This is a genomic window from Pseudomonas fluorescens, from assembly GCF_902497995.1.
Taxonomy (GTDB): Bacteria; Pseudomonadota; Gammaproteobacteria; order Pseudomonadales; family Pseudomonadaceae; genus Aquipseudomonas; species Aquipseudomonas fluorescens_BK.
Genome location: NZ_CABVII010000030.1, coordinates 38,697 through 55,153, shown reverse-complemented (window position 1 = coordinate 55,153; position 16,457 = coordinate 38,697). Strand labels below are relative to the sequence as shown.

At 59.7% G+C, this 16,457-nt stretch carries 11 protein-coding genes; 2 read left to right on the top strand and 9 right to left on the bottom strand.

Annotation, left to right across the window (positions count from 1 at the left end; genetic code table 11):
- Positions 1 to 129: 129 nt before the first annotated feature.
- The 9 genes from F8N80_RS26980 to yaaA form a co-directional block, all read right to left on the bottom strand.
- Positions 130 to 1,260: a mannuronate-specific alginate lyase gene (locus F8N80_RS26980; RefSeq protein WP_150785076.1), complete on the bottom strand. Its 1,131-nt coding sequence runs from the start codon at positions 1,258 to 1,260 to the stop codon at positions 130 to 132.
- Positions 1,261 to 1,271: 11 nt separating this feature from the next.
- Complete coding sequence (locus F8N80_RS26975) at positions 1,272 to 2,720, bottom strand: alginate O-acetyltransferase (RefSeq protein ID WP_150785075.1); 1,449 nt, start codon at positions 2,718 to 2,720, stop codon at positions 1,272 to 1,274.
- Between the two features lie 10 nt (positions 2,721 to 2,730).
- Positions 2,731 to 4,317: a mannuronan 5-epimerase AlgG gene (gene algG / locus F8N80_RS26970; RefSeq protein ID WP_150747500.1), complete on the bottom strand. Its 1,587-nt coding sequence runs from the start codon at positions 4,315 to 4,317 to the stop codon at positions 2,731 to 2,733.
- A gap of 26 nt (positions 4,318 to 4,343) precedes the next feature.
- Positions 4,344 to 5,831: an alginate export family protein gene (locus F8N80_RS26965; RefSeq protein ID WP_150785074.1), complete on the bottom strand. Its 1,488-nt coding sequence runs from the start codon at positions 5,829 to 5,831 to the stop codon at positions 4,344 to 4,346.
- On the bottom strand, positions 5,828 to 7,333 hold the full coding sequence (gene algK / locus F8N80_RS26960) for an alginate biosynthesis TPR repeat lipoprotein AlgK (protein WP_191632992.1): 1,506 nt from the start codon (positions 7,331 to 7,333) through the stop codon (positions 5,828 to 5,830). Before algK ends, F8N80_RS26965 begins: the two co-directional genes overlap by 4 nt.
- A gap of 15 nt (positions 7,334 to 7,348) precedes the next feature.
- Positions 7,349 to 8,518 (bottom strand): alginate biosynthesis protein Alg44, encoded by a 1,170-nt coding sequence (locus F8N80_RS26950; RefSeq protein WP_150785073.1) that lies wholly within the window; start codon positions 8,516 to 8,518, stop codon positions 7,349 to 7,351.
- Between the two features lie 35 nt (positions 8,519 to 8,553).
- On the bottom strand, positions 8,554 to 10,035 hold the full coding sequence (gene alg8 / locus F8N80_RS26945) for a mannuronan synthase (RefSeq protein ID WP_412071189.1): 1,482 nt from the start codon (positions 10,033 to 10,035) through the stop codon (positions 8,554 to 8,556).
- Between the two features lie 290 nt (positions 10,036 to 10,325).
- Positions 10,326 to 11,642: a nucleotide sugar dehydrogenase gene (locus F8N80_RS26940; protein ID WP_150747496.1), complete on the bottom strand. Its 1,317-nt coding sequence runs from the start codon at positions 11,640 to 11,642 to the stop codon at positions 10,326 to 10,328.
- A gap of 828 nt (positions 11,643 to 12,470) precedes the next feature.
- Positions 12,471 to 13,250 (bottom strand): peroxide stress protein YaaA, encoded by a 780-nt coding sequence (gene yaaA, locus F8N80_RS26935; protein ID WP_150747495.1) that lies wholly within the window; start codon positions 13,248 to 13,250, stop codon positions 12,471 to 12,473.
- A gap of 269 nt (positions 13,251 to 13,519) precedes the next feature.
- Here yaaA and F8N80_RS26930 point away from each other — a divergent pair, with 269 nt between their 5' ends.
- Both F8N80_RS26930 and F8N80_RS26925 read left to right on the top strand, forming a co-directional pair.
- Entirely contained in the window at positions 13,520 to 14,644 is a 1,125-nt protein-coding gene (locus tag F8N80_RS26930; RefSeq protein WP_150747494.1) for a polysaccharide deacetylase family protein, read from the top strand.
- A gap of 337 nt (positions 14,645 to 14,981) precedes the next feature.
- Positions 14,982 to 16,376 (top strand): PhoH family protein, encoded by a 1,395-nt coding sequence (locus F8N80_RS26925; protein ID WP_150747493.1) that lies wholly within the window; start codon positions 14,982 to 14,984, stop codon positions 16,374 to 16,376.
- The last annotated feature ends 81 nt before the right edge of the window (positions 16,377 to 16,457 follow it).

Genomic DNA, 16,457 nt, shown 5'->3' with positions numbered 1-16,457 from the left:
AACTCAAATCTTGCACTGCCCCTGTAGGAGCGAGGCTTGCCCGCGAAGAACGATGACACGGTTCATCAGTTCAACCGCGTAACGGCCTTCGCGGGCAAGCCTCGCTCCTACAGGGGTTTTGTGTTTGTCCTAGGAACCTTTGCCTTTCTCGTACGCCGGGTCGTAGACCTTGGTCAGGTCACCCCCGAGGCGGAAGGTCTTGAACGGCTGCATCTCGTGTTTCTTTTCCAGCACATCCGGCGAGCAGGTGTAGAGCGAGCAGAACGGTTCGAGCCAGGCGAATTTCGAGTCGACCTTGAGGTCGGTCATGTCCTGTTCCTTGCCGCTCTTCTCTTCGAACTCATCCTGGTCTTCAACCCCGGCGAGCACCCGGTCACCCAAGCGTTTCAACGCGCCGTTGTTTTCCTGACGCAAGTCCACACCATTGACCTGGGCGAAACTGGCGATCATCGCCAGCGGCGGCAGGGCATAGTTGTGATAGGCGAGGGCGCGTTGCTGGCGCTTGAGCTCGTTGGGCAAAAAGCCCTGGGCGTCGACCTGATTGGCGCCGACCTTGAATTCCTTCACCGACCAGTCGAACAGGTCGCGGCGGTTGGTGGCGACGGAGGTTGCCATCACCGACCAGGCGGACCAGTACGAATGGTTGTTGGTTTTTTCCAGCGGCAGGTTGTCCCAATCGCTGACCACTTGATCAGCCATCTTGCTGAACCAGGCTTCGATCAGTTGCGATTCCTGCTGATGGTTCGCCAACGGATGAGAGTCGGAGAACTTCAGGCGGACATAGGACGATGCCATGCTGCCCAGCGCCCATTTGCGCATGGACTTGCCGGTGTGGTTGAAATCCTTGGACATCAACGCATCGGCCTTGGCCCAGGCGGTCAACCAGTTCAGGGTGCATTCCAGCTGTTCAGGGCGACCGTCACGCATGTACTGCATCACGTGCTTGCTGGTGGCGCGCTCGATCTTGGTAATGTCGGCAGTGGTGTCGCGGAAAGCTTTTTCCGATACCTCGTTCAGGGTCGAACGGGCCTTGTCGGAGCCTTCGTACTTGCTGCGAAATTGCAACGACCCGGTGTAGGGCGTCGGCATGGCATCACAGCCTTCGCTCTTGTCACCGGTTTTGACTTTTTCGATCGGCGCGAAATAACCCTGGGGTGGACGCAGGGGCGCGGCGGCCTGAGTCGCCCCGGCAAACATGGCCAGGGTCAACAGGGACGGTGCGATCAATCTTTTCAAAGTTCGGGTTTGCATGCATCTCATAAGAGGTTGCCTCATTGCCCGGCTTGAGCGGTACGCTGCCCAATGCCAGGGAACACGTTGCGTTTGCAGATTTTCGCTTCGACTTTCTGCGGCGCGGCACCTGCTTCAGGGCCCTGGACTTCGACGGCCAGCAGGTTCTGCGAGCCCCAGTCTTCGTCCGTGCGCAACTCAAAGGCGAAACGCCCGTCGGTGTCGGAGGTTTCCGGTTTTTCGATCTTGATGTCCTCGTGGCGACCGTTCATGTACCAGAGGGTGGCTTGCAGGGTTTTCACCGACGGATCGGCGAAGCGGATATCCACCTGATGGCTGCTGTTCTGCAGGTTCAGGTTCTTGCTGTTGACCATCAATTCGTTCTTGCCCGGTTTCAACGTGGTGCTGCCGGTCATCTGTGCATCCTTTCCTTCGCAACCGTTGTCCAGCAGCGCCATCATCTGGCGGTAGGTGGTTTCCTGGTCGAGGCGATAAAGCGGCGAGAACTCCCAGATCAGGATCTTCGGCGGCTTGGTCTGGAACTCTTCGCTGCCCAGGTACTGCAGCATCGAACCTTCCAGCCCACCGCCGGGGAACGCCACGTTGAGGATGTCGGCGCCGATGGCCTCCTGGAGGAAACCGGCGAAGTTATAGTTCTTGCCACTGTGGCTGGTGCCGACCAGGGTGATCTCCGGATTGCCGGCGTCACTGAACAGATCGCCATCGCCGGCTTCGCCTTTAGGCTCGGTGGTGAACTGATCCATGTACTGGATCGCGTAGCTGGTGCCACAGAGTTGACCGGCCATGTTGTGTAATGTTCCGGTCTTGCCCATGCGACCCGACTTATGGGTCTCGAATTCACGCTTGGGAATGTCGGCGAAGCCCGGAATCTGCTTGACCTTCTCGGCCACGATTTTTGCCGTGCGCTGGGCGCCATACGGTGTCCAGTGCTGGTCGCCGCGGAAGTAGAAGTCGTGGGCGGGCAGGGTGTCGGGCAGCGATTCATTGGTCAGTGGCGACAGGTCCGGCACGACGTAGCCCATCTGCGCGAAACGGCCGAGCATGGTCTTGTAGTTCTTCAGCGCCTTGTCGAAATCGAATTGGGCTTTCTCTTGCGGATTGAGCTTGTTGCGGTTCACCAGGCCACGGGTCGGCTGGTAAACCACGACCAGTTCGACGCCTTTGCTCTTGAACGCATCGTGCAGCTCTTTCATGCGTTTGTAGCCGGCGGGCGTGGTGTCGAATTCGGTGCGCAAGTCTTCCTGGGTCCGGAACAGCCAGTCACCCTGGGCCTGTACCAGCGTGGTGAAGTTCTGCTGGTAGCGCGTGGTGTAGTTCTTGGCGTCGTGGGCTTCCGGGCAGAGGTTGCAGCACGGTTCGGCGCTGAAGCTGGGCGCTTTGGTTTCATCGGCCCGCGCACCGGCGCTGGCCGCGAGAATACCGGCGGCCAGGGCCGACAGGCTGAGTAATTTGATCAAGTGTGGACGCATAAAATTATCCTCAGTCCTGCATTTCGGTCTGGCGTTCGACAGGGTCGATCAGCACGGCTTTCTGCTGGCGCACCAGCAGGTCGAGAATTTCATCCTGGCGCTCGCCAAGAATCCCGTTGAAGCTGATGCCGCTGGATTTGGTCGGCGCGAGCATGGACACGCGATACAACTCGACGCTCAACGGCGAGTCGATGGACAGCGGTCCGCTGCCGTTGCCGGCCAGTTCGCCACCGACGATGATCAGGGACACCTGGGCGTCGAACGGATCGAGGTCGATGTCCCGGTCGGTGTCGGTCAGGTCCTTGATGTGGCCGTAGACACCGGTCAGGCCGTTGGCCATGGCCAGGTTTTCGTAGAGGCGGATGTTCACGCTGTTACGAATCCGGATGCCGTGGCGCCGGTTGCTGATCACCTTGTTGCCCCACAGCAGGTTGTTGCCACTCTCGTAGAGGGTGATGCCGTCGGTGTGGTTCTGGTAGATCTCGTTGTAGGCGACCAGGTTGTTCACGCTGTTACGGTCGATCACCAGGCCCGAGAGCTTGTTGTCGTAGCTGCGGTTGTTGAAGATGAAGCTGTCGTTGACCTCACGGGAAATGATGATCCCGTGCTTCTTCTTGGTCCCGAACACCGTGTTGTCGGCAATGATCAGGCCGTGGGAGCGGTCATGCGGGTCAATGCCATAGACGATGTTGTCTTTGTAGGTATTGCCCTTGACCACGAAGCCTTCGGTCTCGTAGCAGTAGAAGCCGTACCACATGTCCGAGAACTCGGAACCGATGATCCAGCCGGTCGGTTCAGCGCGCTTGAGCACCTTGGCCATGTTCGGCGTGTACTGCGAGATACTCACGCCGTAGGACTTACTGTTGGCGTAGCCGAAACTGGCCATCTTGCTATTGGCGATGTAGGTCTGGGTGCCGCCCCACGCCAGCAGGAACGGACGGAATTCCTTCGGCGACTTGAAGGTCGCCGGGCCGTTTTCCTTCTCGCGCCAGCCGGTGATCTTGGTATCGCGCACAAACAGCTGGCCGTCGTTGACCAGGAACGAACCGGCCTCCTGGGACAGGCGCAATTCCTGGGTCTGCTTGTCGATTTCCAGGATGCCCTTGTTCCCGACCACGATCGGCAACTTCGCCAGGAACACGCCCGGCGAGGTTTCGCTGAAGTACTGCTTGGGCACCTTTTTGACCAGGTCCTTGAGGTTCATGTAGCCGTCGTCGATGAAGATCGCCTGCGGGATGCCGTGCTGACGCACCACCCATTCGGCCATCTTGTTGTCGCCGCCGATGAAGTCCTTCAGCGCGTTTTCCTGCATCATCCGCCGTACGCTGATTTTGCCGGGCTTGGTGCGCACGATTTTCGCGGCGATGGCCTCGGCGGTGTAGCCGGAAGTGTCCGGCAGTTTCGGCTTCTCCAGCTCCAGCGGCGCGGTCGGTGCGCTGCTGACGGTATAGGTCTTGGCCTGTTGCAGTTCCTTGGCCATGGTGGCCGGCTTCCCTGGTTGAGGGGTTGCCGGTTCCACGCTGGCGAAGGCCGCCGAGCTTGCCAGCAGCATCGCGCCGGCCAGCAAGGTGATCGAGCCTCTCTTCGGACTGTTCATGTGAGGAACTCCCTTCGCGGTTCGCATCAGAAGCGCCAGATCACGTCGATGAATGCGCGATGCATGTACGAGTCGACGCCTTTGCCGTAGGCATCGCCTGGCTTGAATACACCGCCACGCAAACGCACCAGGGCCGACGGCTCATCGATAGACTGGCTTAGGGAGGCCGGCAGCAGGCCTTGCTTGAAGTACTTGGTGACGACCACGTCCATTTCCTGGCCGAGGTCCTTGTTGCCATCTTCCAGCGGCAGCGAGGTGCTGGAGAGCACGGCGCCGGTCACGTCATCGGTGTCGTTCTGCACGGCGTTGATGCCGTTGCTGCCGACCGGCTTGTTGCCGTCGACGCGCCAGAACTTGTGGTAGATCACGCTGGCGTCGTATTCGTCGTTGAGCATCCACGAACCGAACAGGGTGGCGGTCTGCATGTTGTTCATTTCGCCACGGAAGGCTTCGCCGAAACGGTGCACTCGCGAGCGGGTACCGGTGTAGTTCGAGCGGTTGCTTTCCAGGCCGTTCTGTTCGTAATCGGCGCTGGCGCGGGCATAGGCTGCACCGACTTGCCATTGCGGATCGAGGCGCAGACGCACGCCCAGGTCAGTGGCCCAGCCATCGACGTTGCCACTGGTCTTGGCTTGTGCCGGCGCGGTGCCGTCGGCGTTCAGCGGGTTGACCGTGTCGCGGTCGCCGCTCATGCCGGTGATGCTGCCCCAGTAGTTGACGGTGTTGGTGTTGCGCCAGTTATAGGCATCGCTGTCGGCGGTGAGGCCGATCCAGCTGATGTCGCCGTTCTCTTTCTTGTCCAGAGAATCGGCGGCCACACCCGGTTCCGCATAGTCGAGCTTGCCGTTATCGTGGGTGTGATGCCCGCGAATGCCGACCCAGTTGCCCGGGTTCCACTGATACGCCGCATCGGCATAAGCGTGCAGGCGATCCTTGTCCTTGGGCGCGAGTTCGGTGAGGTCGGTGCGGTATTCGCTGAAGCGTTCGGCCACACCGGCGTTGGCGCGCAACAGGGTGGTGTCGAAGGTCCAGTTCAGGGCTTCGATGTTGGTGTCGCGCCATTGGCCGTCGTCATTGCGCAGGCGTTGCCGACCGAGCTTGAGGATCTCGCCGGGGTAGGGCGTCAGACCGCTGTAGCCGACCCAGAACTCACGCATGGCCAGGTAGTTTTTCTTGCTCTTGCGATCGCCGTTGTCGGTGGCCTGGGTGCCGTCGGTGTCGGACTGTTGCAGGGTGTCGGTCTCGATGATGTCGGTCGACGTCACGGCCTGACCCATGGCGTAGCCGCTCCACGCGCCGCTCTCGCCATAAATCCATGGACGCAGGTCGAGGCCGACGCCGTTGACGTCGCCGCCGCTCGCCGTACCCAGGTCGGTATCGTCTTCGGACTGGGCAGTGACTTTCACGTCAAGGCCGTAGTTCTTGCTTTCGGTCAAGGCGGCCAGGGTCGGGCACGACCACAACAGGGCGAATGACAGGCCGATGCCGGCCTTAACGAATGGATTCAACTTCATAGGGATTCCTCGCCGTCTTCTTCTTCCAGCGCATGCAGTTCCAGGTTGTTCTGGCTCAAGGCACCACGAACGGCCTGTTCTTGTTTCAACAGGCGTTGGGCCTCGGCAAGCCGGGCAGGCGGCAGCTGGGCTTCGAGTGTTTGCGCAAGCTCGGTGGCTTGCGGAGTGTTCTGGGCCTTGGCCAATTGGCTGAAGACATAAGCGTTAAGTGGGTCGGGCTTGGTGCCCTTGCCTTGGGAGAACAATTGGGCGATGGCGAAGTCGGCGCTGTTCTGGCCGTTGCGCGCAGCGGTCAGCAGGTGGTCCAGGGCCTTCTGCGAGTAGACCTGGCCCAGGTAGCCACGGCGGTAGATCTGGCCGAGGTAGTAATCGGCGGCCACTTCCCGGCCGACGGCTTTCTTGAAGTGTTCTTCGGCGACCTTGGCGTCGGCCGGGACGATTTTGCCTTCGTAGTAGAGCTTGCCCAGCAACAGTTCGGCGCGGGGCTGGTCGGCGGCGCGGCCGTTGTCCAGGTACTTCATCAGGGTGTCGACGTCGCCCAGTTCCGGGAAGTCGTAGAGCAATTGCGCCAGGCTGACCCAGGAAGCGGGGTAGCCGGGTGCAATGCCTTCGAGCAGCGACTGCGCGGTTTTCTCGTCGGTCGTGCCCAGGGTTGCATCACCCAGTACGCGGGCCACGCTGTCCACGCGCTGAGCGGAGACCGCACCGCGAGCCTGGGCGGCTTGCATCTGCTTGATCAGCTCGGCTTGTTTCTCAGGCGCCGCTTTCTTCTGATAGACCGTGGCCAACTCGACATAGCAGATGTCGGTGGTGTTCAACGCGGCCTTGCAGATGCTTTCCACTTCGTCCAGATGCTGGTCGTAAGTGCCTTGGGTGCGATACAGCAGCACCTGGGCCAGACCCGCTTCCGGCTTGCCTTCGGCGCGCCACTGGCTGATCTGCTGCTGTGCGTTGACGTTGGGGAAACTGTGGGGGTATTGCAGGTACAGCATCGCCAACGGGATCAGGGTGTTGCCTTCTCCGGCGGCGGAGGCTTTCTTCAACAGGCCTTCGGCTTCCTGCTGTTCGGCTTCGGTGGAACCGGGTTTGGCCACCAACAGACGACCCAGGCGCGCCTGAGCCCGCGGCGAGACGCTGGCCGCGGCGCGGTAAGTCGCCTCGGCCTGTTTCATCTGCGCCGGGTCATGGCTGTCGACCTGGATATCGGCCAGGCCGACCTGTGCTTCGCTGTAGCCCAGTTCGGCCAGTTGCTGGTAATTCTGCGCCGCCAGCGCGGTATCGCCGCGCTTGAGGGCTTCATTGGCCAGACGCTGGTCGGGCAGGCCGGCGCAACCGCTGAGGCTGACTGCCAATGCTATTGCGCACAACGCATAACCAGTGTGGGAGCGGGCTTGCTCGCGAAAGCGGTGTGTCAGCCAGCATTGATTCTGAATGTTAAACCGCATTCGCGAGCAAGCCCGCTCCCACAGGGGTTGCGGTGTTCTGAGGTTTGGAGTCATCACAGGCATGTCCTCGACTTAAAGACCGGCGGCCATGGCTTTGTCGATCAGCCAGTTCAGGTTCGGACCACGGGTGCTGTTCACTTCCACCGGGCGACCGGCGAAAGCGCTGTTCAGCGGCTCGTCAGGCTTGATCTGGACGCGGATATCGGACGACAGGTCGGCGCTGTTCAGGCTGGTGCTGCTGACGATCTTGCCGCTGCGGACTTTGTCTTCGCCGGCGATCTGGAAGCTGACCGTGCTGCCTGGCAACACGTCGCCGAACTGGCGATAGGAGAAGCGCGCTTCGACGTTGGCTTCGCTGTTGCGCGGCACCAGTTGGAAGATCACGTCGCCTTTGCTGGCGTACTGACCGTCGGCAACCAGTTGCTGCGCCACGGTGCAATCGCATGGCGAGGTCAGGGTGCCGGTCATTTGCTTGCCGAACAGCTCTTCAACCTTGGCCGGTTGCAGCTGGTCTTCGTCCAGATGACCCTTGAGTATGTCGAGCATGCTGGTGCTGAAGGTCGCCAGCGGGGCGCCTTTGGCAGCAACACCGTCGGCTTTGATCAGGCTCTGCACGGTGCCGTCGCGCGGCATGGTGATGTTCATCGCCGGTACGCTGACCAGGCCAGCCTGGGCGTGGCTGACGAAGTACATGCCGTACACCGACTTGAAGATGAAACCGAAGGCCGTCAGGCCGACGAGGAAAATCGCCAGGCTGAAGGTCACTGCGCGCAGACGGCCGAACGGGGTCATGCCGTGGCCGCCATCCTTGACCTTGCGCGCCTTGGTGAAGTTGTCGCGCTGCAGGGTCGCCAGCATCTCACCGACGCTGACGATGTCGCCGGCCAGGTGCGAGGTGATCAGGTGGCGCAGGGTGGAAATGTCCTGCTGCTCCAGGTTCTGGAACTGGCAACCGGCGCGACCGGTCTGGCGATCGAAGGAGCGCACTTGCAGCTCCACGTCCATGGCCAGGCCGAGGTTATCGATGACGAATTGCAGGCGAGCCTTGTAAACCTCGCCAACCTTGAGTGGCAACTGACCGGCGTTGAAGGCCAGGCCGCCAGCGGAGAGGTCGATGACCCGGGCTTCAACCGGAGTCCGGTCGGGACCGAAGAAACGCAGCTTGGCCGGGATTTTCACTCGGGCGTGTTGGCGCTGGGCTTCTGATTCATGCACTACGTTGGCGTTGACGGCGGTATTCATATAGACGATTTCCTAGTTAATTCAGGCGAGTTCGGTCAGACCATCATCAGCAGCACGGCAACAAAAATGCTGCCGGCGGAGAAGGTCATGGTCCGAGACGACCAAGTGTTGAACCAACCTTGAAAGCTGGCGAGATCACGGGTCAGGGAAGTGGGCTGGCGACTCCAGGACTGTCGGTCGAGGCGGAAGAACACGTAGATCTTCACCAGCGCGCCGACGATCTGGTTGTAATAGAGAATCGCCGGGTAGGCCGGGCCGATCGTGTGACCGGACAAAGACAGGAGCACGGTCAGGATCAGGCGGGTAATGCCGATCCACAGCAGGTAAACCAGGATGAACGCGGCGCCGTACTTGAAGGTGGCGATGAGCGCGACGGTCAGGCCGAGCAGCGACGTCCACATCGACACACGTTGGTCGAACAGCACCACCGAAGTGAACAGGCCGAGGCGTTGCATCCCCAGGCCCAGGGCGCGGGAGTTCTGGCGCAGGTTATTGCCGTACCAGCGGAACATCAGTTTGCGGCTGGCCTTGATGAAGCTTTTTTCCGGCGGGTGTTCCACGGTGTGGATCGCGGCATCCGGCACGTAGAACGTGTCGTAGCCCAGGCGCATCAGGCTGAACCAGCTCGACTTGTCATCACCGGTGAGGAACTTGAAGCGACCCAGGCGCCAGTGTTGCAGCGAATCGCTTTCGACGTCGGCGATGAAGTCCGGGTTGGTGACCACGGAGGCGCGGAATACCGACATCCGGCCGGTCATGGTCAGTACGCGCTTGGACAAGGCCATCGAGCACATGTTGATGTGACGCTGGGCGAAGCGCAGTTTGTGCCATTCGCTCATGATGTAGCCGCCGCGCACTTCGCAGAACTCGTTGGTGGTCAGGCCGCCGACATTGCCGAACAGCTGGAACCACGGCACGGTCTTGAGCACGACGCCTTCAGCCAGCACGGTGTCGCCATCGATCACTGCAACCACGGCGCGGTCGTCCGGCAAGTGGCGGGAGATGGCGCGAAAACCGTAGGCCAGGCCATCGCGCTTGCCGGTGCCGGGAATGCGCACGAAGTCGAGCTTGACGCGGTTCGGCGGGTTCATCCGCGACCACAGGCTTTTCACCAGCAGTTCATCGGACATTTCCACGATCGAGCAGACCACGGTGGTGGGCAGGCCGCAGTCGATCGCTTCGCGAATCACCGAGCTGTAGACCTGGGCGGTGGTCAGCGCGTCGATTCGAAAACTGGTGACCATCAGGAACACATGGGACGGGTCTGCCGCTTTACCCAGCTTGCGCACTTTGCGCCGCAGGTGCGGGTAGACCACGTACAGAAACAGCATGCCGCGCAGAAAGTGCGTGGCACCCATCGAGTAGCGCCATATGCCGACGATACCGATCAGGAAGATAAAGTCCTTCGACTCGGAGTCGAACGTGGACGCAGGCAACGCCATGGCGATGCCCATCAATAAACTTAGGTAAAACAGCCAACCGGCGGCCTGAAGTAGGCCGTGCTTTAGCCTGTGCATAATCTGCATCCGTCTCTATCTCGGGCGAGCCTGTGGGGTGGCCCGATGGGGTTAAGGCAGGCATAAAAACCGTAGGAGCGAGGCTTGCCCGCGAAGGCGGCGCGCCTGACACACCGCGTTGCCTGGTTCGCCGGCAAGCCTGGCTCCTACAGGAGCGAAGGCGGTGTGCCTGACACACCGCGTTGCCTGGTTCGCCGGCAAGCCTGGCTCCTACAGGAGCGAAGGCGGTGTGCCTGACACACCGCCTTGCCTGGTTCGCCGGTAAGCCTGGCTCCTACAGGGGCGGTGTGTTACCAGCAGATGCCTTCGGTGCGGCCACTGACGCTGGTGGCTTGGGACATGAAGCCGACCAGGTCGATCACTTGCTTGCCGTGTGGCGCCTGTTGCGCCAGTGCACGGAATTTCTCGTCACGGTTGCCGAGGATGATCACGTCGCAGTTGTCGATCACGTCGTCGAAATCGGCGTTGAGCAAGGACGAGACGTGAGGGATCTTCGACTCGATGTAATCCTTGTTCGCACCGTGAACACGGGCGTATTCGACGTTGGTGTCGTAGATGCTCAGGTCGTAGCCCTTGCCGATCAGCATTTCCGCCAGATCAACCAGCGGGCTTTCACGCAGGTCATCAGTACCGGCCTTGAAGCTCAGACCCAGCAGGGCGACTTTACGTTTGCCGTGGCTGGAGACGATGTCGAAGGCGTTCTGCACCTGGGACTCGTTACTGCGCATCAGCGAGTTGAGCAGCGGTGCTTCCACGTCCAGGGAACCGGCGCGGTAGGTCAGGGCGCGAACGTCTTTTGGCAGGCAGGAGCCGCCGAACGCGAAACCAGGGCGCATGTAGTACTGGGACAGGTTCAGCGTCTTGTCCTGGCAGACCACTTCCATCACTTCACGACCATCGACGCCGACAGCCTTGGCGATGTTGCCGATTTCGTTGGCGAAGGTGACCTTGGTGGCGTGCCACACGTTGCAGGTGTACTTGATCATCTCGGCGACAGCGATGTCCTTGCGGATGATCGGTGCGTCGAGTTCTTCGTACAGCGATTGCAGAACGTCGCCCGATGCCTTGTCGAACTCGCCGATGACGGTCATCGGTGGCAGGTCGTAGTCGGCGATCGCGGTGCTTTCACGCAGGAACTCAGGGTTCACCGCAACGCCGAAATCAACGCCGGCTTTCTTGCCGGAGCAGTCTTCGAGGATCGGGATCACGACATTGGCCACGGTACCCGGCAGCACGGTGCTGCGAACCACGATGGTGTGGCGGGTGGTCTTGTCACGCAGGACAAAACCGATCTCGCGGCACACGGCTTCGATGTAGTTCAGTTCCAGGTCGCCGTTCTTCTTGCTCGGCGTGCCGACGCAGATCATCGACAGGTCGGTGTCGCGAATCGCTTCGGCGAAGTTGGTCGTGCCGCGCAGTTTGCCCGTCTCGATACCCTTCTGCAGAAGTTCGCCCAGACCCGGTTCAACGATCGGCGATTTGCCGGCATTGATCATATCGATCTTGTCTTTGGCGACATCGACGCCAACGACGTCATGGCCCCGTGCAGACAGGCAACCGGCACAGACTGCACCGACGTAACCCAAACCAAATATGCTGATGCGCATCGCATTTACCTCTCAGTTAATCAAGTCTGTTTCACCAAGCCATTACATGGCCGGAATTAAGGGTGTTAAGCGGTCATAGTGCACTCGCAAGTGCGGCCTTACAGGCGCCATAATGCAGCGCGCAGGCATAATAAGTTCCGAGTGTCTAAATAAGGGCACTCAGGATGTGCGCAACTAGGCCTTGTTATTATGATATGCCCTGTCATGCAGCCGAGCTTCTCTGTGGAAGTCACGGGTGCAAAGGTCTTGCGCGCTCAATGCCAGGCAATAAGCCCGTAAATCAAGCGGTTGGGTGCTCAGGTGAGCACGTTTATAGGGGCGCGGCCTTGGCCTGGCAGGGGATAGTATTGATGCGTTATCTCCTGTCCTTCATGTATTGCCCAAATCAGGGATTAGTAGCGCAAGTTAATCGTGACAACTTCGCTACGTGAATCACTGCTCTGCGTAAGTTATCTCGCACATGCACCGTGAGAATCGTTACCGGTGGTATGAACGACGCATTTGGACATAGTTCCGGTCCGCTCATCGCGAATCCTGAAATTTCTTGAAATATTGACAAAGATGGCACTGCTTTCATATTGATGGCATCGCCTGTTTCACCCTTGATACATAGGGTTATGAGCGCAATAGATAGGAATATGCCACTACCGATGAAAATTTTCGGTGCCACTACGGAAAAAAATCAGCGAAGTCGAGTGAAACTAAAGTTAGAGAATTGGGCGCTTGATTTTTGGCGCCAATAAAACGGCGAAACTCGCGAGGGATTGTCAGACGATCAAACGTCGGCGCATGACGGGTCATGACGAGTGTCGTGCGCCGACCGGGTGCCTACTCTGGAGCGTGATCGCGCAGAAAGACCAGAGTGTCCGCTGAGGACTGCTCGGCGCTGTAGCGATAGCCCTGCACGTCGAACTGTTTAAGGGCTGCCGGGTCGTTGATGCGCTCTTCAATGACAAACCGACTCATCATGCCCCGGGCTTTTTTTGCGTAGAAGCTGATGATCTTGTACTGGCCGTTTTTCAGGTCCTTGAACTCGGTATTGATGATGCGCGCGTTCAATGCGTTGCGCTTGACCGCCGAGAAGTACTCGTTGGAGGCCAGGTTCAGCAGCACGTCGTCGCCTTGATCGGCCAGGGCTTCGTTCAGCCATTCACTGATCCGCGTGCCCCAGAAGGCATACAGGTCCTTGCCGCGGGCGTTGGTCAGTCTGGTGCCCATTTCCAGCCGGTACGGCTGCATCAGGTCCAGTGGACGCAACAGGCCATAAAGGCCCGACAGCATGCGCAAGTGCTGCTGGGCGTAATCGAAGTCGGCTTCGCTGAAGGTTTGCGCGTTCAGCCCGGTGTACACGTCGCCCTTGAACGCCAGCAGTGCCTGTTTGGCGTTGGCGGGGGAAAAGGCCGGCGTCCAGCTGCCAAAACGCGCGGCGTTGAGCCCGCCGATCTTGTCGGAGACGTGCATCAACTCGCTGATCTGCACCGGGGTCAGTTCGCGCAACTGCAGGATCAGCTCCTGGGAATGGTCGAGGTATTGCGGCTGGGTGAAGCGCTGGGTCGCCGGCGGTGTTTCGTAGTCGAGGGTCTTGGCGGGGGAAATCACCATCAGCATGAAGTCGTCTCCTTTAATCGTGGGGGCGATTCTAGGGGGTTGTCTGTGTTGACTCCAGCTATCAAGTCCATAGGTGATGATCGGTGGATATCCGCAAATCCTTGTAGGAGCGAGGCTTGCCCGCGAAGGCGGTGTATCAGGCAGATTGACGTTGGATGTGCCGCCGCCTTCGCGGGCAAGCCTCGCTCCTACAGGAGTTCGGTGCTGCTGCGGGAATCACGGCCGGATCAGCTATAGTGCCGCGCGGGTTTTGTTATGGAGACATCCCATTGCGCATCGCTTTTCTGTTCTCGGCGTGGCTCTTGAGTTTCGGTGTCCTGGCCGCACCGGGCGAGGTGGCGACGCTTGATCGCAGTACATGGCCCGAACAGTTCAACAGCCCGACCCTGTTCGACGTTGCGTCGCGGGCCGAGATTCTGATGTTCGCCCGAGTCCTGCTGGCCAGCGAATCCCTGGATGAACCGAGCCTGGCCCAACGACTGGGCCTGCGTACGATCAACCTGGAGTCGGTCAACAACCTGCGTCAGCGCCTGTGGCAACGGTTGCTGAGCAACTACAACTTCGCCCGGCAAAGCTGCGATCAGGATGCCTCCTTCTGTTTCCTGGTCGAGGACATGGACACTTTGCGCCGGCAGGCAGCCAAGTTTCAGGTCAGTGACGACAGCTACTACATCAAGTGGGCAGAACCGAGTCGACTGTTCCATGCCCGGTACCTGGACGAGCAATTGCGCAAGGCCGCGCTGTTTGCGCAAACCAGCAGCGAAGTCGATCGTTTTGGCGACCATGAGCGCAACGGCGACCCGATGAACGACCGGCTGTTCCTGCTGACCTTCGACAGCGCCGCCAATGCCGCACCGGACAACACCGCCTGGGTGACCGAGTACCTGCGCAAGTCGAATTTGAGCGGCACCTTTTTCGTCCTCGGCAAGGACATCCAGGCGCGCCTGGCCGAACGTTCAGTTGCCAGCCTGCAAGCCACGTATTCAACGCAATGCATCGGCGTGCAAGGCTGGGAGTTCCGCTCCCATGGCCACTGGCAGGACTGGCAGGACTCGGTACGACGCAGTGTCGAACTGGTCAAAGGCAAACTACCGGAGAATTACGTGCCGCTGTTCCGTCCGCCCGATGGTCTACGTCGAGCGGACGCCGAAAGCTTCTTCAAGGCCCAGGGCCTGCAAGTGGCACTGTGGGATATCGATGCCCAGGATGGAGCCGGCAAACTCAAGCCCGACCAGAGCGCGCAACGCGTGCTGACCCTGATGCTGCTGTGGCGCCATGGGGTGATCAATTTCAACGTGAAGCAGGAGGGGGTGAAAACGGCGATGCCCTGGCTCATCACCCAGACGGCGCAAAGCGGGATCGGTTGGGAAAACTGTCGGGATGGGTTTCGCTGAAAATGGCAAAAGGCCGTAAACATTGGGCGAAGGGCGATTTCGGGAGAGAATTCGGTGCAGGCGGACTTCCGACTTTAACGGCACATTGCCTTCACGCCAAGGGCTATTCGTCACTCTGAAAAATAAACTTCAAAAAAACGTCAAAGTACTTTTTTCTGTCACAGGTTTTGGAGTATTACGAAGACAGACCGCCGAAACCTGCAACACAGGTGGCGTCTTCCAAGACCCAGCTATGGATGCAGTTCACTTGAGTCCCAGCAGGTGAATTCGGTGGCCACTTCGAGGCGCAGCACTGTCACGGTATTGCGTCGAATGGCTCCCACTAAGGTGACCGAGTATGGATGATCACGGACGTAGTTTTTCCTCCAACCAGCCAATCCTTTATGTACTCGATACCAACGTATTGATCCACGATCCAAACGCCCTGCTTAACTTCGAAGAACACCACGTAGCCATCCCCATGACCGTGCTCGAAGAGCTGGACAAGCTCAAGAGCGGGCATCACAGCGTGGCCGCGGAATGCCGTCAGGCCATTCGCCTGATTGACAAGACCCTGGGCGACGCCAGCCCTGAAGACGTCGAGCTTGGCGTGCCGATCCAGCGGGGCAAAAGCGGGCCCAAGGGTTTGCTGTCGATCCTGATGAGCAAGCGTGCCGAACCGAACATCATTCTGCCCGAGCACCTGAACGACAACATCATCATCAATCAGTTGATCGACCTGCACGCGCGCGAGCCCGAGCTGCCCGTGGTGCTGGTCACCAAAGACATCAACATGCGCCTCAAGGCCCGGGCCTGCGGGATCGCGGCCGAGGACTACAGCACCGACCAACTGGTTGACGACGTCTCGCTGCTGCCCAATGGTTATCACAACATGGACGGCTCCTTCTGGGACCGCGTGAAGAATGTCGAAACCCGTCAGGATCATGGCCGCACCTGGCACCAGGTGCAGTTGATCGACAACCTGCCGGCGGTGCACATCAATGAGTTCATCATCGACGAACAGGGCTTTGTCGGCTGGATCAAGGAGATCGAGGAAGACCGGCTGCTGATTCTCGACCTGCATCAGGAACCCCTGTTGCACCAGGAAGCCTGGGGCCTGAAACCGCGTGACATCTATCAGAGCCTGGCGCTGTACGCCTTGCTCGATCCGGATATCCACCTGGTCAACCTGTCCGGCGCCGCCGGCTCGGGTAAAACCATCCTGGCCCTGGCGGCGGCGATCGAGCAGACCATGGTCAGCAAGCGCTATCGGCGGATCATCGCGACACGTAGCGTGCAGGGCCTGGACCAGGAGATCGGCTTCCTGCCCGGTACCGAAGCGGAAAAAATGGAGCCGTGGCTGGGCGCCATCACCGACAACCTCGAAGCCTTGCACATGGATGACGAAAACACCCATGGCAGCGTCGACTACATCCTCAGCAAAGTGCCGCTGCAGTTCAAATCCCTCAACTACATTCGGGGTCGCAGTTTCCAACAGAGCCTGATCCTGATCGATGAATGCCAGAACCTCACGCCGCACCAGATGAAAACCATCATCACACGTGCCGGTGCCGGTTCCAAAGTGGTGTGCCTGGGCAACCTGGCGCAGATCGATACCCCTTACCTGTCCGCGACCAGCTCCGGGCTGACGTACCTGACCGAACGCTTCAAGGATTTCCCCAACGGTGTGCACATCACCCTGCAAGGGGTGCCGCGTTCGATTCTGGCCGAATACGCCGAATCGCATTTGTAACCCTTCACCAAAACCGGGCGGCCTCAAAACCGCCCGGTTTTTTATGCCTTACAAAAATCCCTTGTAGGAGCGAGGCTTGCC

Excerpts from the sequence above, each read along its gene's own strand:
- F8N80_RS26980 (WP_150785076.1), bottom strand. The coding sequence starts at position 1,260 with ATGAGATGCATGCAAACCCGAACTTTGAAAAGATTGATCGCACCGTCC.
- F8N80_RS26975 (WP_150785075.1), bottom strand. The coding sequence starts at position 2,720 with ATGCGTCCACACTTGATCAAATTACTCAGCCTGTCGGCCCTGGCCGCC.
- algG (WP_150747500.1), bottom strand. The coding sequence starts at position 4,317 with ATGAACAGTCCGAAGAGAGGCTCGATCACCTTGCTGGCCGGCGCGATG.
- F8N80_RS26965 (WP_150785074.1), bottom strand. The coding sequence starts at position 5,831 with ATGAAGTTGAATCCATTCGTTAAGGCCGGCATCGGCCTGTCATTCGCC.
- F8N80_RS26950 (WP_150785073.1), bottom strand. The coding sequence starts at position 8,518 with ATGAATACCGCCGTCAACGCCAACGTAGTGCATGAATCAGAAGCCCAG.
- alg8 (WP_412071189.1), bottom strand. The coding sequence starts at position 10,035 with ATGCACAGGCTAAAGCACGGCCTACTTCAGGCCGCCGGTTGGCTGTTT.
- F8N80_RS26940 (WP_150747496.1), bottom strand. The coding sequence starts at position 11,642 with ATGCGCATCAGCATATTTGGTTTGGGTTACGTCGGTGCAGTCTGTGCC.
- yaaA (WP_150747495.1), bottom strand. The coding sequence starts at position 13,250 with ATGCTGATGGTGATTTCCCCCGCCAAGACCCTCGACTACGAAACACCG.
- F8N80_RS26925 (WP_150747493.1), top strand. The coding sequence starts at position 14,982 with ATGGATGATCACGGACGTAGTTTTTCCTCCAACCAGCCAATCCTTTAT.